Here is a 22,049-nt window from a genome sequence, read left to right on the forward strand (position 1 = left end):
ATGCGATTGCACCCCACCCCTGCTGCCGTCACCTGGCTGCTGCTCCTGTGCCTGGCCTGGGCGCCCGCCCAGGCCCAATTCCAGACACTGAACAGCGGACAGGCCAGCGGTGAGACCCTGCGGGTGGGCATCTACGTGAACCCGCCCCTGATCGGCATCGATGCCGAGGGACCCCGGGGCCTGGTCATCGACCTGCTGGAGGAGGCGGCGCGCCGGGAGGGCTGGAAGATCCATTACGTGGCCGCCTCCTTTGCGGAGCTGCTGGAAATGGGCCAAAACCGGCAGATCGACCTGATCGCCGCCATCGCCTACACCCCGGAGCGGGCCCAGGTACTGCAGTTCAACCGCGAGGCCATGCTCACCAACTGGGGCGTGATCTACCGGCACCGGGACGTGGTCGTGGATTCCGTGCTGGACCTGGCCGGCGCGCGCATCGCCGTGAAGGCCGGCGACACCCACGCCCAGGCCCTGGAGTCCCTGCTGCGCGAGTTCAACGTGCAGGCGGAGCTCCGTCCCGTGGCCGACTACCGGGAAGTGATGCAGCTGCTGGCCCATGGCGAGGTGGACGCCGCCGCCGTGAACCGCCTGGTGGGGCGCCAGTTCCGGGTGCCGGAGGCCATTCCCACCCACATCATCTTCAACCCGGTGGAACTGCACTTCGCCAGCGCCCGCCCGGAGATGGCGCCGGTCCTGCAGGCCATCGACCGGCACCTCAGAGAGCTCAAGACCCAGCCCGGCTCCCTGTACCACTTGAGCATGAACCGCTGGCTGGGCGATACCGGCGGGACGCCCAGACCGCTTCCCGGCTGGCACCCGGTGATTCTGGCCGGCATCGTGCTGCTCACGCTGCTGGTCATCGGCCTGGCCCTGTTCCTGCGCCAGCAGATCCGCCACCACACCCGGGCCCTGCGCGCCCAGTCCGAGGCACTTGCCCAGGAGGTCCGGGAGCGCGAGCAGGCCCAGGAACGGCTCAACGAACTGGCCTACTCCGACAGCCTGACCCAACTGCCCAACCGCACGCTGTTCCAGGACCGCCTGCACCAGGCCATGGAATACGCCAAGCGCCACGAGCGGCTGATCGCCCTGCTGTTCATCGACCTGGACGACTTCAAGCGGGTCAACGACAGCCTGGGGCATGCCGCCGGCGACCGGCTGCTGCAGGAGATCGCCCGGCGCTTCGGCCGGGTGCTGCGCGAGACCGACACCCTGGCGCGCCTGGGGGGCGACGAGTTCACCGTGATCCTTACCGACATCCAGCGCCCCGAGGACGCGGTCACCTTCGTGCGCAAGCTGCTGGACACCCTGCGCGCGCCCTTCATGCTGGGTGAACAGAGCATCACCATGAGCGCCAGCATCGGCATCACCCTCTATCCCAGCGACGACACCGCGGAGGCGGACCTGCTCAAGGACGCCGACACCGCCATGTACCAGGCCAAGTCCCGGGGCAAGAACACCTTCGATTTCTATTCGCCGGAACTGACCCGGAGCGTGCGCGCCCGGCTGACCATGGAGGGCGAACTGCGCACCGCCCTGGACACGAACCAGTTCCTGCTCCACTACCAGCCCATCGTCTCCCTCAGCGGCGCGGGGGTGCGGGGCCTCGAGGCCCTGATGCGTTGGCAGCACCCGGTGCGCGGCCTGGTGCCACCGGACGAGTTCATCCCCGTGGCCGAGGATTCCGGGCTGATCCACGAGATCGGCGACTGGGTGATCGATGCCGCCTGCGCGCAGCTGGCCCAGTGGGACGCACGGGGGCTTTCGCACCTGACCCTGGCCATCAACCTCTCCCCCGTGCAGTTCCGCCGCGACGGCCTGGTGAGCCGCATCGCCCGCCGCCTGCGCCAGCACCGCATCGCCAGCGAGCGCCTGCACCTGGAGATCACCGAATCCCTGCTCATGGAGCAGAACCGTCACGTGGCGGAGACCCTGCAGACCTTGGATGCCATGGGCATCGGCCTGTGCATCGACGACTTCGGCACCGGCTATTCGGCACTCAACTACCTGCGCCACTTCCCCATCCGGCAGCTCAAGGTGGACAGGAGCTTCGTGGAAGACATGCTGCACGCCGAGGACACCCGCGCCCTGGTGCGCGCCATCGTACTCATGGCCCACGCCCTGCGCCTGGAGGTGGTGGCCGAGGGCGTGGAGGAGAAATCCCAGCTGGACCTGCTGCGGGAGATGGGCTGCGACCAGGTGCAGGGCTACCTGCTGTCCCGCCCCCTGCCCGCCGCCGAGATCCCCGGCTGGATCGAGACCCAGCGGCTGCGCATCGTGAGCTGAGCGCGCAGCTGATAAGCTACGGGCCTTGCTCCCTGCCCGCCCGGACACCCCGTGACAGACCCCGACCGCGCCAGCCCCCTGTGGCTGGTGGACTCCAGCATCTACGTGTTCCGCGCCTGGTTCACCCTGCCCGAGGCCATCACCGACCGTGAGGGCCACCCGGCCAATGCGGTGACCGGTTTCGGCGAGTTCCTGGTGCGCCTGCTCACCCGGGCCGCGCCGGCGCCGGTGGTGTTCGCCTTCGACGAAAGCCTCGGCCAGTCCTACCGTCACGAGATCTACCCCGAATACAAGGCCAACCGCCCGCCGGCCCCGGAATCCCTCAAGCGCCAGTTCCGCCAGTGCCGCGCCCTGGTCACTGCCCTGGGCTTTCCCGCCTTCTCCAGCCCCCGCTACGAGGCCGACGACATCATCGGCACCCTGACCGCCCGTCAGCAGGCCGCGGGCGGCAGCGTGCACCTGATCACCGCCGACAAGGACCTGACCCAGCTGGTGGGCCCCGGCGACCTGTGGTGGGAATTCCAGCAGGACCGGCGCCTGGACGCCCGGGGCGTGGAGAAGAAGCTGGGCGTGCGCCCGGAGCAGGTGGCCGATCAGCTGGCCCTGGCCGGCGACAAGGTGGACAACATCCCCGGCGTGCCCGGCATCGGCATGGCCACCGCCGCGCGCATCCTGCGCCGGTTCGGCGACCTGGACACGCTGTTTGCCGATACCGATGCAGTGGCGAAACTGCACATCCGCGGCGCCAGGCGCCTGGCGGACCTGATCGCCGAACACGAGCACAGCGTGCGCCTCTCGCGCCGGCTCACCGGCATCCACTGCGACATCGAAGACCTGCCGCAAGACCTGGACCTCACCCCCGCCGCCCCGGACCGCGCGGCCCTGACCGCGCTCCTGGATCAGCTCGGCATCGACGGCCCGCGCCGGGTACGTTGGGAAGCGCTGATCGACCGGCTGGAAGACAATTCAAGATTCAAAATTCAAAATTCAAAGAAACACGACTCCACCCCTTTGAATTTTGAATCTTGAATTTTGAATCCAATGCCCATCCCCACCCACCTGATCACCGGCTTCCTCGGCGTAGGCAAGACCACCGCCATCCGCCATCTGCTGGCCCATCGTCCAGCGGGCGAACGCTGGGCGGTGCTGGTCAACGAGTTCGGCCAGGTGGGGGTGGACGAACAACTGATGGAAGGCGAGGACGTGGCCATCCGCCAGGTGCCGGGCGGGTGTCTCTGCTGCGTCAGCAGCCAGGCCTTCACCGTGGGGCTCAACCGGCTCATCCGGGAGGAGCGCCCCGCGCGCATCCTCATCGAACCCACCGGCCTGGGCCACCCGGCCCGGGTGATCGAGACCCTCACTGGTGAGTTCTACCGGCAGGTGCTTGATCTGCGCGCCGTGATCACCCTCATCGACGCACGCCATCTGGCCTCACCCCGGCACCGGACGCACCCCACCTGGCAGGACCAGATCGCGCTCGCCGACGTGCTGGTGGCCAACAAGGCCGATCTGTACAGCGATGCGGAGCGGGAGGCCTTCCTGGACTTCGCCCGGAGGCTGGACCCGCCCAAGTCCCGCACCGCCCTGGTCAGCCAGGGTGCCCTGGACCCCGCCTGGCTGGACCTGCCAGCCCATCCAAAGCGATCCGTTGAGGACACCCATGATCCACTTGGGGACACCCATCATCCTGGGCACGATGATCTACTTGGGGACACCCATCATCCTGAGTACGCGCATGGTGATCTACTTGGGGACACCCATCATCCTGAGTACGCGCATGGGGACAGCCATGATTCACCTGCGGGCACGCGGTCCGACTGGTTCCTGGCGACCCAGCACGGCGACGGCTACCACGGCATCAGCTGGCTGCTCGGCCCCGCCGTTCGGCTGGCGCACGAAGGCCTGATCGAGCTGCTGCACGGGGGTGCATGGGACCGGACCAAGGGCGTGCTGCACACCGACCGGGGCTGGTTCACCCTCAACCGGGTCTCCGGCGAGGGCACCCTTGAACCCCGCACACCGGGGCAGGAGACCCGCCTGGAGATCATTCATCACGCGCCATTGGATGCCGGACGGCTCGATGCCAGGCTGCGTTCCCTGCGGCTCTGAAGCGCCCCTTGATGAACTTTGCCCAGCCTGCACTTACCAAGCAGTCAGGTTATGTGATAACAAGGCACCCCACGATCAGCGACCCGTTTCACCCATGCAGCCATTCGCCCTACAGCCCCTGCGCCGCCTGCTCACTGGCCTCGTCCTGTTCCTGGCGGTTCTGCTGAGTGCCCAGGCCCACGCCCACCCCCACGCCTGGATCGACCTGCGGGTGGCGGTGGTGTTCGACGAGGCGGGGCGCATTACCGCCCTGCGCCAGGTCTGGCGCATCGATCCCTTCTACAGCCTGGTGCTGCTGGAAGAGATGGCCACCGATGCCCGGGGCAACACACCGGAGGAAAAGCTCGCGGACATCGGCAACCGCATGATCGAGAACCTCGCCCCCTACCACTATTTCACCGAGGTGAGCCACGGCGGGCAGCGCATGCAGGGCTTCAGCGTCCGGGATCATGGCCTGGTCAATGCCGCCGGTCGCCTGGAACTGGGCTTTACCCTGGTGTTGCCGGCACCAGTGAACCCTGAGACCGCGCCGCTCACCTACGCCGTGTTCGATCCCAGCTACTACATCGAGATCCTCCACGACCCGGACGCGACCGTGGCCCTGGAGGGCGCCTCGGAACGCTGCGGCCTGCAGATCCGCCAGCCCCGGCCCGATCCCGTGATCGTCGCCCGGGCCGCCGCCCTGGACGCCAACCAGACCGGCGACCCGGACCTGGGCCGCCACTTCACCGAACACGGGGAGGTGCGATGCGACCCGGCACCCTGATCCCGGCCGTGCTGATCGCACTGCTGCTGTGGGCCCCGCTGCTCGGGGCCTCACCCCTGTCCGGCGGCAGTTCAGCGCCCCATGCCACGGCCAGCGAACCGGAAGCCCTGAACGCCTGGGAGCGGGCCACCCTGTGGGTGCTCAACACCCAGCGGGACCTGCACCGGCAGCTGGCCCGGGGCATGGAGCGCATCCAGAACGCCCCCACCGCCGCCAATACCTTCGCCCTGGTGCTGGTGGGCTTCCTGTACGGCATCTTCCACGCCGCCGGGCCCGGCCACGGCAAGGCGGTGATCACCACCTACCTGCTCACCCATCGCCAGCACATGACCCGCGGCCTGGTGCTCTCCTGGGCCTCGTCCCTGCTGCAGGGACTGACCGCCATCGCCCTGGTGGTGGGCGTGGTGGTGATCGCAGAGCGCCTGACCCGGGATGCCCTCGGACAGGTGAGGACGCTTGAGATGATCAGCTTCGCCCTGGTGGCTGCGGTGGGTGCCTGGCTGGTGTTTCGCGCCCTGCGCGGCCTGTGGCGCCTGCGCCCGGTGGCGCAGCATGCACATGATCATGATCACGCGCACGGACACGACCATCATCACGATCATGAACACGGCTGCGGCTGCGGCCACGCCCACCACGTCACCCCCGAACAGGCGGCCCGCAGCGACAGCCTGGGTGCCATGATCGGCACCGTGGTGGCCGTGGGCATCCGCCCCTGTACCGGCGCGATCCTGGTGCTGGCCGTGGCCAACGTGCTGGGCCTGTGGCTGGCGGGCATCGCCGCCGTGCTGGCCATGTCCGTGGGCACCGCCATCACCGTGTCGGTGCTGGCGATCCTCGCCGTGCAGGCCCGCCACTGGGCCGGGCGCATCGCCGGCAACCAGGGCGGCAGCCTGGCCTGGGCCCGGGCCGGCCAGGGGGTGGCGCTGGCCGGCGGGTTGCTGATCTTCGCCTTAGGTCTAAGCCTGCTGGGCGCCGGCCTCGACGCCCCCGCCCACCCGCTGGGGCTGTGACACCGGCCGGGTTTCTTCACTGCAGGAGGCCCGACTTCGTGCCGAAAACCGCAGCCCGGTAAACTCCGCTGTTCGCGACGAAGTCGTTGCTCCTACAAGTCAACATCCGACGAGGCCCCGGTGCCGCGCATCATCCTGCTCAACAAGCCCTTTGACGTGCTCTGCCAGTTCACCGATCGGGAAGGCCGGCGCACGCTGGCGGACTACGTGCCCGAACCCGGGGTCTACGCCGCCGGCCGCCTGGACCGGGACAGCGAGGGCCTGGTGGTGCTCACCGACGACGGCCGGCTTCAGGCGCGCATCAGCGACCCGAAACACAAGATGAGCAAGACCTACTGGGTGCAGGTGGAAGGGGTGCCCGATGCGCAGGCCCTCAAGACCCTGGCCGAGGGGGTGGAACTCAAGGACGGCCTCACCCTGCCGGCCCGGGTGAAGATCATCGACGAACCGCCCGGCCTCTGGTCCCGGGATCCGCCCATCCGGGTGCGCCAGTCGATCCCCACCACCTGGCTGGAACTGACGATCTCCGAGGGCCGCAACCGCCAGGTCCGGCGCATGACCGCCGCCGTTGGCCACCCAACCCTGCGCCTGATCCGCTACCGGGTCGGCTCCTGGACCCTGGACGGCCTCGGGCCCGGGGAGCGGCTGGTGCTGGAAAGCTGAAAGCGAAAACCTTGTGCTCTCGCGGAGGCGCAGAGACGCGGAGAAAGAATTGCTGATCAGCTTTCCCCGTGCCTCAGTGGCTCCGTGAGAGGATCGTGTTTTCTGCGATGCCCGGCAAAACCCATGTCCTCTCACGGGGGCACGGAGCCGCGGGGAAAGCCGTTTGATCAAATAAGGTTTTCCCCGCGTCCCTGCGCCTCCGCGAGAGAAAGTCTTTTGATCTTCAGTCGCGACCAGGCAAAGACCCCTCCATCGGCCATTCCGCGACGTCCCTTGAATATCAACCCGCCCTTATTTGCATTACTTAGGCGGTAAATTTAAAGTCGATTCCAGGCGTGGCCGACCCGGCCCGCCGCGGAGGTCACCCGTGTACACGCGCCGTTCACTGTCCTGGCTGCTGGCCCCCCTGCTGGCGGTTCTCCTGGCCGGCTCTGCCAACGCCGCCACCACCCCCGAATCCCGGCTCGAAGCACAACGGGCCCTGTTCAAGGCCACCGAAGAGGCCCTCAACCGACGGGACCGGGACGCCTTCAGTAAGGGCCTGGAAGGGCTCGCCGACTATCCCCTGCTGCCCTATCTCCTGTTCGCGGATCTCGAATTTCGCCTTTCCCGCGCCAGCAGCAAGGAAGTGCGCGAGTTCCTCAAGGCCCACGCCGACACCCCCTACGCCGAACGCCTGCGCCATGCCTGGCTCAACCGCTTGGCCCGGGAGAAACGCTGGGCGGAACTGACCCGCGACTTCGACGCCCCCAGCGCCACCCCGACCCTCAGCTGCCTGCACAGGCAGGCCCTGCTCAACCTGGGCCACGACGACGAGGCCCTGCGCGGCGTGGAACAGATCTGGCTCAGCGGCCGCTCCCTGCCCGAGGCCTGCGACCCGGTGCTGGACGCCTGGCGCAAGGCCGGCCACCTCAGCACCGAGCTGGCCTGGGGCCGCTTCAGCCTGGCCATGGAGGCCGGACAGCCGGGTCTGGCCCGCTACATCTCCCGCTACCTGCCCGAGGCCGAGCGCGCCTGGGCACAGCGCTGGCTGGACCTCTACCACCGGCCCGCCCAGGTCGGGCGGGTGGCGTGGAAGGCCGGCGATCACCCCCGCGCCGGCGCCATGCTCGCCCATACCTGGACCCGCCTGGCCCGCCAAGAGCCGGAACAGGCCATGGAGATGTGGCAGCGTTACGGTGAGGCTCAGGCCCTGCCCGAGGCCCTGGCCCGGGAAGTGGAACGCACCCTCGCCCTGCGCCTGGTGCTGCGAACCGGCGCCGAAAGCCTCCCGCATCTGGCCGGCCTGCCTGCCGAGGTCTTCGATGCCCAGTTGCGGGAATGGCAGGTGCGCGCCGCGCTCAGCGCTGGCGACTGGCAGACCGTGCAGCAGGCCATCGCCGAAATGAGCCCCGAACAGCGCGACGATCACGCCTGGCGCTACTGGCGCGCCCGGGCCCTGGAGGCCACGGGCCAGAGCGGCCAGGCCCGCGCCCTGTACGGTGCCCTGGCCGAGGAACGCAACTTCTATGGCTTCATGGCCGCCGATCGCGCAGGCCTGCCGTATCGCATCGGCCACCGCCCCCTGGAGGTCCCCGCCGAGCGGCTCGATGGGCTGGCATCCCGGCCCGAATTGCAGCGGGTCCGGGAATGGGTGGCCCTGGAAAGGGGCATCGAGGCACGCAGGGAATGGGAACGGGTGCTGGCCGGTCTGGACCGGGAGGACCTGAAGGCCGCAGCCCTGCTGGCCCACCGCTGGGACTGGCACGACCGGGCCATCTTCGCCGCGGCCCGGGCCGGTGAGTTCGATGACATGGACCTGCGCTTCCCCCTGGCCCATGCCCGCCTGATGCTGGAACAGTCCGCCCGCCAGGGCATCAACCCCGCCTGGTCCATGGCCGTGGCCCGGCAGGAAAGCGCCTTCATGGTGGATGCCCGCTCCCACGCCGGCGCCCTGGGCCTGATGCAGGTGATGCCCGACACCGGCCGGGCCATGGCCCGCCACGTGAACATGACCCTGCGCAATCCGAACGACCTGCTGGATCCCCGGATCAACGTGCCCATCGGCACCTACTACCTGCGCCGCAACCTGGACCGCTTCGGCGGACACCCCATCCTGTCCACCGCCGCCTACAACGCCGGCGCCCACCGGGTGAGCGGCTGGCTGCCGACAGAGGGCGCCATGGACGCGGACATCTGGGCCGAGCTGATCCCCTTCCCCGAGACCCGCGGCTACGTGCGCCGGGTGCTGGCCTACCAGGTGATCTACGAGATGCGCCTGGGCCTGCCGCCCACCCGCATCAGCAGCCTGTTGCCCCCCATCACCGCCCAGTCGGATCTGGAGGCCTCACGCCTGGCTCACAACGAGCGCTGGGACAATGGGGGCTTGGCGGCCTTTACGCAGGTGTGTGATGCGCCGGGTTACGAGGAGATTCCTTGCTCCTGAGAGCAGTGGCTAGTGACTAGTGGCAAGGTAAGTCAAAAAATTTTTCTCCCTCTCCCTCAGGGAGAGGGTTGGGGTGAGGGTGGCTTCCCTTGCCACTTGAGACTTGCCACTAGCCACTTCATCAGCGCAGCTGATGATGCACCACGATCTGCCGCAGCCGCCCGGCAATCCCCTCCGCCATGAACACCCACTGCTCCGCCAGCCCCGGTTCCAGGTGCTCGGCGGTGGTGGCGCGGAAATGCTCCAGCCAGCGGTCGATGTCCGCGTCCTGAATCCCCAGCGGAAAGTGCTTGCCCACCATGTCCACCTGGGGCGGATGCTCCAGCCGCCCGCCCATGGCCGTGTACCAGAAATCCGAGATACGGGCCTCGTGGGCGCTGAAGTCCTCGATATGGGCGAAGAAATGGCCCAGCTGTGCATCGCTGCGCAGCTTGCCGTAGAAGGCGTGGATCACGGCCTTGATGCGCTCATGGCCGATCTTGTCGCACAGGGGTTGCAGGGTTCGTTTCATAAAAGTCGAGAGGCCAAGAATGAAGGATGAACCTCTCATTCTACCTCGTAGGGGCCCGGGTCTCTCTGCGAACCGACACCGCCAACCTGGACGGGTTTGCTCCAGGGCTTCCGGACGACTAAAGTCGATGTGAGAAACTGATTGCATCAATCTCGCCAGCCAAAGGGAGACGGCTCGTGCCAACTGTGCTCAAGGAGGGGCCGTATCGGTTCTATTGGTACAGTCACGAACCAGGCGAACCGCCCCATATACATGTGGACCGCGACGACTGTTCCGCCAAGTTCTGGTTACAGCCCGTATCACTGGCCCGGAACCTGGGCTTCCCTGCACACGAACTCCGTACCATCAGGGGTATTGTAGAATCAAACCATTCGGCACTTCTGGAGGCTTGGCATGGGTACTTTGGCGCTTAACGCTGACGAACGCGTCGCATCGGTGGAATTCTCTGAAGACTACCTGACGGTCAGCCTAAAGGACGGGCGGAGGATTTCTGTACCCGTCGAATGGTATCCGCGCCTTGCCCACGCGACAGCGCGTCAGCGAAACAACTGGAAGATCTGTGGCGGAGGCTACGGTATCCATTGGCCTGATCTGGACGAAGACCTCAGCACCGAGGGACTATTGCGAGGGGCGCCCTCACCGAATGCCGCAATTAACAAATGAATCTCATCTGCCTGCTGACCGGACTTCCTTTTTCCCTTGCCATCGGCCGGGCGGTTCTTCATCCGATCTTCATTCTCCACCTAAAGCTATGCGATCGCCCTTCTTTGCGCAGTGCGCGATATCTGCCTTTGAGCACTGGCGATACCGGGAAATCTTCAGGCACGATTGTTCTTCAAACTTCCGTCCTCGGGCTTCATCCATTCTGACCCATGTCTCTCGAATCCCTGATCACACAGTCCACCGGCAAAGCCTTTCGCCTTGCCGATGAACGTGCGACCGGCGGCGGCTGCATCAACCAGGCCGCCGTCCTCACCGGCACCGACGGGCGGCGCTTTTTCGTCAAGCGCAACAGCGCCCGGCTCTCGGACATGTTTGCCGCGGAGGCCGAGGGGCTGCTGGCGCTCGCCGAGTCGCAGGCCATCCGCGTGCCGCTGCCTGTGTGCCACGGGGTGGAGGGCGCTCAGAGCTTCCTGGTCATGGAACTGCTGGAACTGGGTGGACGCCTCGATCCGGCTGTCTTCGGCGAGCAGATGGCGCAGATGCACCGGCACACCGCCGAGCGCTTCGGCTGGCACCGGGACAACACCATCGGTGCCACGCCCCAGGTGAACACCTGGCGGGAGGACTGGATCGGCTTCTGGCGCGAGCAGCGCCTGGGATGTCAGATCGACCTGGCCACGCAACGGGGCGGCGGCAGGGGGCTCCAGGATGCGGTGCGCAGGCTCATGGAGGCCCTGCCCGGCTTCTTCGACGGCTACAACCCGGTGCCCTCGGTGCTGCACGGTGATCTGTGGAGTGGCAACTGGGACGCGGACCGGGAAGGCAACCCGGTGATCTATGACCCGGCGGTGTACTTCGGCGACCGGGAGACGGACCTGGCCATGACGGAACTGTTCGGCGGGCCCGGCAGCCGCTTCTACGACGCCTACCACGCCACCTGGCCCATCGACCCGGGCTACCGGGTGCGCAAGGACCTCTACAACCTCTACCACCTGCTCAACCACTACAACCTGTTCGGCGGCGGCTATGCGGGCCAGTCGGAGCGGCTTGCCAGGCGCCTGCTCAGCGAAGCGCGGTGAACCGGCCGGGTTCGAGGTATCACCAAACTGTCCCGAGTCACAAATCTCAGCCGGCCTGCGGGTCCGGCCTGGGCGGTTCCGGGTGCCCCTGGCCCGCGCGCTTGGCCGGGGGCAGGTCGCGCACGTGGATATCCATCTGCGGGTAGGCGATCTCGATGCCCTTGTCGCGGAATTCCTTGATGATGGTGCGGTGCAGTTCGCTGATGGTGATCAGCCGGTCCTTCATCGCATTGACGTAGACGCGCAGCTCGAAACTCAGGGCACTGTCGCCGAACTTCAGGAACAGCACCGTGGGCGCCGGCTCCTTGAGCACCAGCGGGCTCTCCTCGGCGATGGTCTTCAGGGTGCCCATCACCTCGTCCACGTCGGCGTCGTAGCTCACGCCCACCGGGATCACGATGCGGGTCATGGTGTCTGAGAGGGTCCAGTTGATCAGGCGCTCGGTGATAAAGTTCTTGTTGGGCACCACGATCTCCCGGTTGTCCCAGTCGACGATGGTGGTGGCGCGGGTGCGGATACGGGCGACGGTGCCGCTGTATTCACCGATGGTGATGGTGTCGCCGACGCGCACCGGGCGTTCGAACAGCATGATGATGCCCGAGACGAAGTTGGCCACCACCTCCTGCAGGCCGAAGCCCAGGCCCAGGGTCAGGGCCGCGATGTCCGCCTCGATGGCGGACAGGCTGGTTTCCTCACCGATGCGCGGCTGGGTGCCGAGCATCAGGGTGATGCGCTGCAGGGCCTCGTCGATGCGCTCCCCCGCGGCCCGGGCCAGTGCCGCCCGTTCCAGGGCGCCACGCAGACGCTCGGCCCCTTCGGTCTCCAGGTCGATGGCCGCCTGCCACATGCTGCGCTCCGCGGAGTCCTCGGCCGTGGCCACCATGCGCTCGGCAAAGCGCGCCGCCGGACTTGCCTCCAGCCAGGCCTCTGCCCGGGCGATGTCGATCACCTCCGCCATCTGCATCAGCCGCGCGCGGTTGTCCTGGAGCGAGGCGCGCAGCTCCAGCAGCTGCTGGGGCGATACCGCCGGCATGGCAGGGCCAACGGCCCCGTTCATCTCCTGTGCCGTGGCAAACGCGAACCAGGGCAACAGGACGGCAAGGATCAGGAGGCGTAGCAAGGTCTTCAACGGGAGGCGCATGTGAGGGTGGCGGCGTCAGGATTGGGGTGATCGGCCGGTCGGATTCCCGATGGCGGAAAGGGGGAAGCGCTCATGGATCAATCGTGTGATGAAGATCCATTGCATAGTCCGGCACAAATCGGCGCGAAACGCCCTCAGGCAGGCAATGTGATGGGGTCGTTGTCCTGGGGGCTATCAGGGCATGTGCACCGCCAGCGCAGTCACTTGTCTTTGGCGGCGTCGTGCTGAATGAATCGCCGGGAGCGATTCATTCAGCACGACGGGGTAAGGCGCATGGAAGCGCCGAACAAGCCTGACCTACGCCTGGGATCTTAAGTGCGGTCCGGCTTGCGCTGTTCGAGGCCGAGGTACAGGGCGGAGTAGTCTTCCTCCCCGTGCCCTGTGGCCATGACCCGTTCCAGGTTCTCCCGCACCGGCGCCAGCAGGCCCGCGTCCACGCCCGCCTCCCGGGCGGCGAGGGCCACCAGGTTCACGTCCTTGAGCATGTGCTTCACGGGGAAGTTGGGGTTGGAGAAATCCGCCTTGAGCATGCGTTCCAGCTTCTTGTCGAAGGTGGGCGCATAGAGGGCGCTCTCGCGCAGCATGTCCATGAACAGATCCACGGAGACCCCTTCGCGGCGGATCAGGGCGAGGCTCAGGGAGAAGGCGGTGGTGAGGCTGGCGATCAGCTGGTTGAAGGCGAGCTTGAGCGCCGCCGCCTGGCCCACCCCGCCCACGTGCACCGGATTCGGACCGAAGGCGGTGAACACGTCTCGCCATTGCTCGAACGCCTCGGCCGAGTCCGCACCCACCATGACCAGCAGATTCGAGGCCCTGGCCTCCGGAATGCTGCCCAGCACCGGCGCCTCCAGGTACTCGCCGCCCGCCTCGACCACCGCATCGCGCACGGAACGGCTTTCGTGGGGGGCGATGGTGCCCATCTGGATCACCGTACGCCCGGCGAGCGCTGCGCGTGACGCGTCGGACAACAGGCTCGCCTCGATGGCCGCCCGGTCGCTGAGCATGAGCACCACCACCTCGGCCTCGGCCAGCACCCGGGCTGGTGCATCGCACCACGACGCGCCCGCCTCCAGCAGCGGCTGCGCCCGTTCACGGGTGCGGTTGTAGACCCGCAGTTCGTGCCCCGCACGCAGCAGCGCCTCGCCCATGGGCACCCCCATCAGCCCCGTGCCCAGCAGTCCGACCTTTGACATGTAGTTCCCCTAAAACCCGAAATACCTTGGTCCGCAAATGAACGCGAATAAACGCGAATTGATGCTCAAGCGCCGTGCCGCAAGGCCGGCAAAGATTTTGCCACGGACACAACGGAGTTATCTCAATGAAATGAGTTCAGGTCCTTGGGCGTTCGAATCTCTATCATTCCATTTGCGTTCATTCGCGTTCATTCGCGGACCCCATCCCGATCGGCGCCGTGAGGAGATGCGCGCTGTCGCCGGCGCGGCCTTCTCGGGCGATGCGCCAGCCCTCAGGCAGCGCGGGCGGCTGGCCCGAGGCGGCGTATTCCACGTAGACCCGCGCGCCGGGGCGCAGGCAGTGTCCCCGGGCAAGGCCTGCCAGGGCCTTGTTCAGGAGGTCGCTGTGGAACGGCGGGTCCAGGAACACCAGATCGAAACCCTCGTCGCAGCGCGCCAGGTAGGCAAGCGCATCGCCGGCGATGATCTCCACCCGATCGGCCGCGCCGAGCAGCTGCACCTGCTCGCGCAGGTGAGCCGCCACCCGCGGCGCCGCCTCCACCATCACCACCCGCGCCGCGCCCCGGGAGGCGGCCTCGAAAGCGAGCCCACCGGCGCCTGCGAACAGATCCAGGCAGCGAGCCCCGGGCACGATACCCTGCAGCCAGTTGAACAGGGTCTCACGCACCCGATCCGGCGTGGGCCTAAGCCCCGGCGCCGAAGGTACCGCCAGCCGCCGCCCACGCCATTCCCCGGCGACGATACGCAAACGCCCCGGAGCACCGGGGCGTGGCTGGCTGGTGTGGCGTTGTTTCATGATGAGACAAGACCTCGTTCGCCGCAGAGGCGCGGAGACGCGGAGACGCGGAGAAATCCAGGGATCTGACAGGATTTACATGATTAACAGGATTTGATCCATTGGCCTGAAGCTTCTGCCTTGAAATCATGTCAATCATGTAAATCCTGTCCAGTTGTTTTTTCCTCTGCGTCTCTGCGGCAAAACCATCCCCGCGCTTCAGCCCTCACCACCCACGATCACCGTGACCATGCGCTCCGGATCGAGGCGGCGCTGGAAGGCGTCGCGAATGGTCCGTTCATTCACGGACTCCACGCGTTCATTGAAACGCTCCAGGTAATCCAGGGGCAGACCATAGAAACCCATCATCGCCAGGTTGTCCATCATGGAACTGTTGGAGGCGATGCGCAGGGGGAAGCCGCCGGTGATGTTGAGCCTGGAGGCGCGCAGTTCGGTGCTGCTGGGGCCTTTCTCGCGGTACTCGGCGAGGATCTCCTGCATCACCTGGCGGGCCTCGTCGGCCTGGGCCACCTGGGTCTGCACGCCCATGATGAAGGGACCGTCCGCCTCCATGGGCATGAAGTAGCTGTACACGCTGTAGGCCAGGCCCCGGCGGCCACGCACCTCCTCGAACAGCCGCGAGGTGAAGCCACCACCGCCGAGCACGTGGTTGCCCACGAACAGGGGGAAATAGTCCTCATCGCCCCGGCGCATGCCCGGCTGGCCGATGAGCACGTGGGCCTGGGCCGAGGGGAAGGGCACGCGGATGGTGCGGGACTCCGTCAGGGGAGGCACCTCCGGCAGCGGGGCCGCGGCACGGCCCTCGGGCAGCGCGGCGGAGATGCGCCCGGCGATGGCCTCGGCCTGGGCGCGGTCGATACCGCCCACCAGCACCAGCACACCGTTGCGCGCCACGTAGAACTCCCGGTGGAAGCCCACCACCTGTTCCCGGGTGATGGCGCGCACGCTGGCCTCGGTGCCCAGGGGCACGTTGGCGTAGGGGTGATCACCGAACACCGCCTCGAAGAAGGTGCGCTGGGCCACCGAGCCGGGCCGCTGGGCCTCGGCGTCCAGGGCCACCAGCGTCTGGCGCCGGCCGCGCTCAAGATCCCTTTCCGGGAAACGCGGATCGCCCAGCACGGTGGTGAAGGTGTCCAGGGCCGTCTCCAGCCAGTCGGCCTCCGTGAGCGTGCGCAGGCTCAGGTGTGCCATGTCGCGCAGGGCATCCGAGCCGAACTGCGCACCCACGGATTCGAAACGCTCGGCAATGGTGTCCGCGTCCCAGTCGCCGGCACCGGTGTTCAGCAGCCCGTTGGTGAGCCGCGCGAGACCCGGGGCATCCCCGTCCCGGGCGCTGCCGGCGCGAAACACCACGCGCAGGTCCAGCATGGGCAGTGCCGGCGCGGGCATGAAGTAGACCTTGAGCCCGTTGTCGGTCTCCCAGTGTTCGATGGCCGGGTTGGCGTGAACCGGCGCAATGAGCAGCAACACCAGGAGAATGCCGATCAGGATGCGCATGGATCCGAGTTGTTTCATGGAGGTACCTTGTGCTTCGTGCTTTGTGCTTGGGAACTGCTGTCTCTCGTAGGCCGGGCCGGGCTTCAGCCCGACCTATATGCCTGACACCTCACGCCTAACGCCTGACGGCTTAGCGCAGGTGTCCCTCGAAAGTGCTCGGCGGGTTGTCCGGGTCGATGGGCAGCGGCTCCAGCCAGCCCACGGTGCGCCGGTCCACGTCGAAGTATTTCTGCGCCACCGCCTGCACCTGCTCGGCGGTCACGGCGCGTACACGCTCGGCGATCTCGTCCAGGGTGCGCCAGCCCAGGCCCACCTTCTCCAGCATGCCGATCTGCATGGCCTGGCCTTCCACGGAATCCAGCCGGTAGACCTCGCGGGCCACCACCTGTGCCTTGACCCGTTCCAGTTCCGCCTCGGAGACCGGTTCGCGCTTGAGCCGCTCCAGGGACTCGGTGAGCGCCGCCTCCAGGTCCGCCAGGCTGGTGCCCTGGGAAGGGGAGGCACTGAGCATGAACAGGGTGTCGAGCCGGTTGAAGGGGCTGTAACCGGCGCCGGCGCCGGCGGCCAGTTCCTGCTCACGCACCAGGGTGCGCGCCAGGCGCGCGCTCTCGCCGCCGTCCAGGATGCCGGCGGCCACCAGCAGGGCGTAGGGTTCCCAGTCCTCCCCGGCGGTGGGCAGCACCGGCACCTTGTAGCCCATGAGCACCGCCGGCACCCGGGCCGGTGCGCGCACGATGATGCGTCGCTCGCCGAGCTGGCGGGTCTCGGTCCGGGGCTTGATCTCGGGGAGCTCACGGGCCTTGATGGGGCCGAAGTAACGCCGCGCCATGCGATACACCGCATGCGGATCCACGTCGCCCACCACCACCAGGGTGGCGTTGTTGGGCGCGTACCAGCGGTCGTACCAGTCGCGCATGTCGGCGATGGTGTAGTGCTCGATGTCGGTCATCCAGCCGATCACGGGGATGCCGTAGGGGCTGTTCAGCCAGGCGGTGGCGTTGACCTGTTCGAATAGCAGCGCGTTGGGGTTGTCCTCGGTGCGCAGGCGCCGCTCCTCCTTGACCACGCGCATCTCCTGCACGAACTCATCCTTGGGCAGGGTGAGGTTGCGCATGCGGTCGGCCTCGAGCTTGAGGGCGATCTCCAGCCGGTCGGCGGCCAGCAGCTGGTAGTAGGCGGTGTAGTCGCGGCTGGTGAAGGCATTCTCCCGGCCGCCCTGCTCGGCGATGATGCGCGAGAACTCACCGGCCGGGTAACGGGCCGTGCCCTTGAACATCATGTGTTCCAGGGCGTGGGAGATGCCGGTGATGCCGCCGTGCTCGTGGGCGGAACCGACCCCGTACCAGATCTGGGACACCACCACCGGGGCCCGGTTGTCCGGTTTCACCAGGATCCTCATGCCGTTGGAGAGGGTGAATTCGTGCACGCCCTGGGCGGAGGCATTGGCCGGGACATTGGCGTGTGTGGCCAGGGGCGCAAGCGCCAGCAGAAGCGTCAGGAGAACAAGGTGGCAAAGCTGTGAGTACTTCATTTCCGCGTGTGGCCCCCGGTGGTAGGATGAGCGCTCTCGTGACTGCATAGACACCCAAGATCCATGTTCGGTTTCAGAAAAAATCGCCCCGAGGGCGAAACCAAGACCCCGGAGCCCGCGCAAAGCGAGGGCCTATTCTCCCGGCTGCGCAAGGGTTTGTCCAAGACAGGCCAGGCGCTCACCGAGGGCATGGCCACCCTGGTCATGGGCCGCAAGGCCATCGACGACGAGCTGCTGGAGGAACTGGAGACCCGCCTGCTCATGGCCGACGTGGGCGTGGAGGCCACCCAGCGCATCCTGGACGGACTCACCCGCCGGGTGGCCCGCAAGGAACTCACCGACGCCGATGCGCTGTTTAAGGCCCTGCACGAGGCCATGACCGAGATCCTGGTCCCCGTGGCACACCCGCTGGAGATCGACCCCGGCAAAAAGCCCTTCGTGATCCTGGTGGTGGGCATCAACGGCGCCGGCAAGACCACCACCATCGGCAAGCTGGCCAAGCGCCTGCAGAACGAGGGCCGCTCGGTGATGCTGGCCGCCGGCGACACCTTCCGCGCCGCCGCCGTGGAACAGCTGCAGGTCTGGGGCGAGCGCAACCAGATCCCGGTCATCACCCAGGGCAAGGGCGCGGATTCGGCCTCGGTGATCTACGACGCCGTGCAGGCCGCCAAGGCCCGGGGCGTGGACGTGCTCATCGCCGACACCGCAGGCCGCCTGCACACCCAGACCAACCTCATGGAGGAGATGAAGAAGGTGCGCCGGGTGATCCAGCGCCTGGACCCGGACGCCCCCCACGAGACCCTGCTGGTGGTGGACGCCGGCACCGGCCAGAACGCCCTGAACCAGGCCCGGGAGTTCCACCAGGCCGTGAACCTCACCGGCCTGGCGGTGACCAAGCTGGACGGCACCGCCAAGGGCGGCATCGTGTTCGCCATGGCCGAGCGCATGGGCATACCGATCCGGTTCATCGGTGTCGGGGAAGGGATCGATGACTTGCGTACCTTCCGTGCCGATGACTTCGTGCGGGCCCTGCTCAGCGGAGCTGAGTGAGTGGCAAGTCTCAAGTGGCTAGTGGCAAGGAGAGCAAACCCGCTTGAGCCATTCCGCTTTTCCTTGCCACTAGCCACTTGAGACTTGCCACTGCCTTCATGATCCAGTTCCAGAATGTCGTCAAACGCTACCCCGGCGGACAGGAAGCCCTGTCCCAGGTGAGCCTGCGCATGGACGAGGGGGCCATGGCCTTCCTCACCGGGCATTCCGGCGCGGGCAAGAGCACCCTGCTCAAGCTCATCGCCCTGATCGAGCGGCCCACCCGGGGACAGATCACGGTCAACGGTCAGCACCTCAACACCCTGCCCCGGCGCAAGGTGCCCTATTTCCGGCGCGGCATCGGCATCATCTTCCAGGACCACCACCTGCTGCACGACCGCAGCGTGTTCGACAACGTGGCCCTGCCGCTGGTGATCCTGGGCTACCGGCGCCCGGAGATCGCCCGGCGGGTGCGCGCGGCCCTGGACAAGGTGGGCCTGCTGCACAAGGAGAAGGCCCAGCCGGTGACGCTCTCCAGCGGTGAACAGCAGCGGGTGGGCATCGCCCGGGCGGTGGTGCACAAGCCCGCCATCCTGCTGGCGGACGAGCCCACCGGCAACCTGGATCCGGCGCTGTCCCGGGAGATCATGGAGCTGTTCCTGCAGTTCAACCAGGTAGGCGTGACCACCCTGATCGCCAGCCACGACCTGGAACTGATCACCACCCTGGGCAAGCCCATCCTCAAGCTCCACGCGGGCAAGCTGGTGCACGCCGACCCGCAGCCGGAAATCGCGCCATGAGCCGCGCCCGGGGCAACGCGCCGCCCATCCACACCCGTTTCCAGGCCTGGGGGGTCAACCACGCCCAGGCCCTGGTGTTCAGCCTCGGGCGCCTGTACCGCAACCCCTTCGGCGCCGCGCTCACGCTCGCGGTGATCGCCATCGCCCTGGCCCTGCCCAGCGGCCTGTGGCTGGCGCTCAAGAACCTGCAGGCGGCCAGCGGCGACTGGGACCACGGCGCCCAGCTGTCCGTGTTCGTGGCCGACTCGGTGACCGACCCCGCCCTGGTGCAGCTGGCCGGACGCATCCAGGCCCTGGAGGCCGTGGAACGGGCCCAGCCGCTCACCCGGGAGGATGCCCTGGCGGAGTTCCGTGCCCTGTCCGGCTTCGGCGAGGCCCTGGACCTGCTGGACCACAACCCCCTGCCCGCCCTGGTGCTGGTGACCCCGGTGCCCGCCCACCAGGGACCCGCCGAGGTCCAGGCCCTGGCCCGCCAGCTGGAGGCCCTGGAAGGGGTGACCCAGGCCCAGGTGGACATGCAGTGGGTGCAGCGCCTGCAGGCCCTGCTGGAGATGACCCGCCGGGGAGTGGTGCTGGTGGCCATCCTGCTGGGGCTGGGAGTCTTGCTGGTGGTGGGCAACACCATCCGCCTGGACATCCTCAACCGGCGCCGGGAGATCGAGGTGGCCAAGCTGGTGGGGGCCACCGACGGCTTCATCCGCCGCCCGTTCCTCTACGGCGGCCTGTGGCTCGGCCTGTTCGGCGGCCTGCTGGCCCTGTTCATCGTGGGGCTCGCCCTGGTGCTCCTGAACGGCCCCGTGCAGCAGCTGGCCGCCCTCTACGGCAGCGACTTCCGCCTCCAGGGCCCCGGCTTCAGCGGCGCCCTGGGCCTGCTCGGCACTGCCGTCGCCCTGGGCCTGGGCGGCTCCTGGATCGCGGTGGGCCGGCACCTGAGGGAGATCGAACCGCAATAAGGCACATTCAGTGATTCAAGATTCAAGATTCAAGATTCAAAATTCAAAATTCAAAATTCAAAATTCAAAATTCAAAGGAAAGACAAAGACCTGCCATCTCACCACCTTTGAATTTTGAATCTTGAATCTTGAATTTTCCCTCCGGAACTCCCACCCCCTTTAGCACTCTAATTCCGCGAGTGCTAAAATGAGCACGATCGAATGCATCAGGGGGTTTGACCACATATGACGTCTACAGCACTGATGAAAGGCGGCCCGCATCTGGCCGTGCCGGTGGGCAGCCTGGACAGCTACATTCAGGCCATCACCCGCTTGCCGGTGCTGGATGCCGATGAGGAGAAGGCCCTGGCCCGGGACCTGCGGGACCACCAGGACCTGGAGGCCGCCCGCAAGCTGGTGATGCACAACCTGCGCTTCGTGGTGCACATCGCCCGGGGCTATTCCGGCTACGGCCTGGGCCTGGGCGACCTGATCCAGGAAGGCAACATCGGCCTGATGAAGGCAGTCAAGCGCTTCGATCCGGAGATGGGCGTGCGCCTGATCTCCTTCGCAGTCCACTGGATCCGCGCCGAGATCCATGAATTCATCCTGCGCAACTGGCGCATCGTCAAGGTGGCCACCACCAAGGCCCAGCGCAAGCTGTTCTTCAACCTGCGCAGCGCCAAGCAGCGCCTGGGCTGGTTCAACAGCGAGGAAGTCAACGCCGTGGCCGACGACCTGGGCGTGACCCCGGCCCAGGTGCTGGAGATGGAGTCCCGCCTGGCCGGCCAGGACGTGAGCTTCGACCCGGCCCCGGCGAGCGACGAGGACGGCCCCAGCCTGTCTCCCGCCGAGACCCTGATCGACGAGTCCGGCGACCCGGCGGAGCGCCTGGAGGCGGACGACTGGGCGGCTCACCACGAGACCCGCCTGCACTCGGGCCTGGAGGCCCTGGACCCGCGCAGCCGCGACATCGTCGCCCGTCGCTGGCTGACGGAACAGAAGGCCACCCTGCACGAGCTGGCCGCGGAGTACGGCATCTCCGCGGAACGGGTGCGGCAGCTGGAGAGCAACGCCATGCGCAAGCTGCGGGCGAGTCTAGCGGCCTGAAACCAACTGACACCCAGAAATGAAAAAAGCGGCCCTTGGCCGCTTTTTTCATTGGGCTGCCTTGGCAGGCAGCCTGGCGAGATCCCTCAGCCGCCGAAGAAGATGACGGACAGGAAGCTCAGCCAGGACATCACGATCAGGGCGATGGTGATGGTCAGGGGAAAATTCTCGAAACTGAACATGGTCTCAGCCCTCTGCTGACGGGTCCGGTGTGTCCGGACCATTTCGAACGGGCGGTGTCCAGACAGACCCCCCCACCCACATAACCGGGGCACATCCTAGTCAATCAGTCGCCCCGCTTCAAGTCGTCCCTGCCCCCTGCCTCACCCTGCTCCTCGTCTCGGGGGATCATGGGGTCGTCGTCATCCATGAGGATGCGGTGGGCCGGCCCTTCCAGGTCCTCGTACTGTCCGGAGCGTACCGCCCACAGGAAGGCGGCGATCACCACGGCCAGGAACACCATGCCAAGGGGAATGAGCAGGTAGAGGATATCCATGAAAACAGGTCATCTCCG

The 22,049-nt window shown here is 67.0% G+C and carries 20 protein-coding genes and 1 pseudogene; 14 read left to right on the forward strand and 7 right to left on the reverse strand.

The annotated features are described in order from the left end of the window. From D580_RS0101735 to D580_RS0101765, 7 genes are all read left to right on the forward strand, one after another. Entirely contained in the window at positions 1-2,280 is a 2,280-nt protein-coding gene (locus D580_RS0101735) for a putative bifunctional diguanylate cyclase/phosphodiesterase (RefSeq protein ID WP_018952715.1), read from the forward strand. A gap of 51 nt (positions 2,281-2,331) precedes the next feature. After that, on the forward strand, positions 2,332-3,309 hold the full coding sequence (locus tag D580_RS0101740; RefSeq protein ID WP_018952716.1) for a 5'-3' exonuclease: 978 nt from the start codon (positions 2,332-2,334) through the stop codon (positions 3,307-3,309). A gap of 12 nt (positions 3,310-3,321) precedes the next feature. After that, positions 3,322-4,389 carry a CobW family GTP-binding protein gene (locus tag D580_RS0101745; protein ID WP_018952717.1) on the forward strand — a complete coding sequence of 356 codons (1,068 nt, stop codon included), beginning with the start codon at positions 3,322-3,324 and terminating at the stop codon, positions 4,387-4,389. Positions 4,390-4,483: 94 nt separating this feature from the next. Continuing rightward, the gene (locus tag D580_RS0101750; protein ID WP_018952718.1) at positions 4,484-5,155 is read left to right on the forward strand and encodes a DUF1007 family protein; all 672 of its coding nucleotides are present in this window, start codon (positions 4,484-4,486) and stop codon (positions 5,153-5,155) included. Continuing rightward, positions 5,137-6,165 carry a nickel/cobalt transporter gene (locus D580_RS0101755; protein ID WP_018952719.1) on the forward strand — a complete coding sequence of 343 codons (1,029 nt, stop codon included), beginning with the start codon at positions 5,137-5,139 and terminating at the stop codon, positions 6,163-6,165. The genes D580_RS0101750 and D580_RS0101755 overlap by 19 nt, the downstream gene beginning before the upstream one ends. A 120-nt stretch (positions 6,166-6,285) precedes the next feature. Beyond that, positions 6,286-6,828, forward strand: coding sequence for a pseudouridine synthase (locus D580_RS0101760; protein ID WP_018952720.1), 543 nt, complete (start codon positions 6,286-6,288; stop codon positions 6,826-6,828). A 367-nt stretch (positions 6,829-7,195) separates the two neighbouring features. Further along, positions 7,196-9,253, forward strand: a complete 2,058-nt coding sequence (locus D580_RS0101765) for a transglycosylase SLT domain-containing protein (RefSeq protein ID WP_018952721.1) — start codon at positions 7,196-7,198, stop codon at positions 9,251-9,253. Between the two features lie 121 nt (positions 9,254-9,374). Here D580_RS0101765 and D580_RS0101770 read toward each other — a convergent pair whose 3' ends face one another. Further along, entirely contained in the window at positions 9,375-9,764 is a 390-nt protein-coding gene (locus D580_RS0101770; RefSeq protein ID WP_018952722.1) for a group III truncated hemoglobin, read from the reverse strand. Positions 9,765-10,018: 254 nt separating this feature from the next. On the opposite strand from D580_RS0101770, the gene D580_RS15985 reads away from it, so the two are divergent. The 3 genes from D580_RS15985 to D580_RS0101775 all read left to right on the forward strand — a co-directional run bounded on the left by D580_RS15985 (position 10,019) and on the right by D580_RS0101775 (position 11,506). Beyond that, the gene (locus D580_RS15985; protein ID WP_419581636.1) at positions 10,019-10,177 is read left to right on the forward strand and encodes a DUF4160 domain-containing protein; all 159 of its coding nucleotides are present in this window, start codon (positions 10,019-10,021) and stop codon (positions 10,175-10,177) included. After that, positions 10,158-10,427, forward strand: a complete 270-nt coding sequence (locus tag D580_RS15990; RefSeq protein WP_081617219.1) for a DUF2442 domain-containing protein — start codon at positions 10,158-10,160, stop codon at positions 10,425-10,427. The genes D580_RS15985 and D580_RS15990 overlap by 20 nt, the downstream gene beginning before the upstream one ends. Before the next feature lie 209 nt (positions 10,428-10,636). Continuing rightward, positions 10,637-11,506, forward strand: coding sequence for a fructosamine kinase family protein (locus tag D580_RS0101775; RefSeq protein WP_018952723.1), 870 nt, complete (start codon positions 10,637-10,639; stop codon positions 11,504-11,506). A gap of 46 nt (positions 11,507-11,552) precedes the next feature. On the opposite strand, the pseudogene D580_RS15995 reads toward D580_RS0101775, so the two are convergent. The 5 genes and pseudogenes from D580_RS15995 to D580_RS0101800 form a co-directional block, all read right to left on the reverse strand. Further along, positions 11,553-12,185: pseudogene (locus tag D580_RS15995) on the reverse strand (mechanosensitive ion channel domain-containing protein); the annotation flags it as partial. Positions 12,186-12,958: 773 nt separating this feature from the next. Then, positions 12,959-13,840 (reverse strand): NAD(P)-dependent oxidoreductase, encoded by an 882-nt coding sequence (locus tag D580_RS0101785; protein WP_018952725.1) that lies wholly within the window; start codon positions 13,838-13,840, stop codon positions 12,959-12,961. Positions 13,841-14,018: 178 nt separating this feature from the next. Next, a complete protein-coding gene (gene rsmD / locus D580_RS0101790) occupies positions 14,019-14,636 on the reverse strand; it encodes a 16S rRNA (guanine(966)-N(2))-methyltransferase RsmD (RefSeq protein WP_026289606.1) in 618 nt (205 codons plus the stop codon). Positions 14,637-14,834: 198 nt separating this feature from the next. Beyond that, positions 14,835-16,151 carry a M16 family metallopeptidase gene (locus D580_RS0101795; RefSeq protein ID WP_155999643.1) on the reverse strand — a complete coding sequence of 439 codons (1,317 nt, stop codon included), beginning with the start codon at positions 16,149-16,151 and terminating at the stop codon, positions 14,835-14,837. A 112-nt stretch (positions 16,152-16,263) separates the two neighbouring features. Continuing rightward, a complete protein-coding gene (locus tag D580_RS0101800; RefSeq protein ID WP_018952728.1) occupies positions 16,264-17,664 on the reverse strand; it encodes a M16 family metallopeptidase in 1,401 nt (466 codons plus the stop codon). A 63-nt stretch (positions 17,665-17,727) separates the two neighbouring features. Between D580_RS0101800 and ftsY the strand changes: the two genes are divergently transcribed. The 4 genes from ftsY to rpoH all read left to right on the forward strand — a co-directional run bounded on the left by ftsY (position 17,728) and on the right by rpoH (position 21,535). Next, on the forward strand, positions 17,728-18,714 hold the full coding sequence (gene ftsY / locus D580_RS0101805) for a signal recognition particle-docking protein FtsY (RefSeq protein WP_018952729.1): 987 nt from the start codon (positions 17,728-17,730) through the stop codon (positions 18,712-18,714). Positions 18,715-18,812: 98 nt separating this feature from the next. Continuing rightward, positions 18,813-19,493 carry a cell division ATP-binding protein FtsE gene (gene ftsE, locus D580_RS0101810; protein ID WP_018952730.1) on the forward strand — a complete coding sequence of 227 codons (681 nt, stop codon included), beginning with the start codon at positions 18,813-18,815 and terminating at the stop codon, positions 19,491-19,493. Then, entirely contained in the window at positions 19,490-20,446 is a 957-nt protein-coding gene (gene ftsX, locus D580_RS0101815) for a permease-like cell division protein FtsX (RefSeq protein WP_018952731.1), read from the forward strand. The genes ftsE and ftsX overlap by 4 nt, the downstream gene beginning before the upstream one ends. A gap of 225 nt (positions 20,447-20,671) precedes the next feature. Then, complete coding sequence (gene rpoH / locus D580_RS0101820) at positions 20,672-21,535, forward strand: RNA polymerase sigma factor RpoH (protein ID WP_026289607.1); 864 nt, start codon at positions 20,672-20,674, stop codon at positions 21,533-21,535. A gap of 286 nt (positions 21,536-21,821) precedes the next feature. On the opposite strand, the gene ccoS is transcribed toward rpoH, so the two are convergent. Further along, positions 21,822-22,031, reverse strand: a complete 210-nt coding sequence (gene ccoS, locus D580_RS0101830) for a cbb3-type cytochrome oxidase assembly protein CcoS (protein ID WP_018952734.1) — start codon at positions 22,029-22,031, stop codon at positions 21,822-21,824. Positions 22,032-22,049 lie beyond the last annotated feature (18 nt).

This window comes from Thioalkalivibrio sulfidiphilus, assembly GCF_000377945.1.
GTDB lineage: Bacteria > Pseudomonadota > Gammaproteobacteria > Ectothiorhodospirales > Ectothiorhodospiraceae > Thioalkalivibrio_A > Thioalkalivibrio_A sulfidiphilus_A.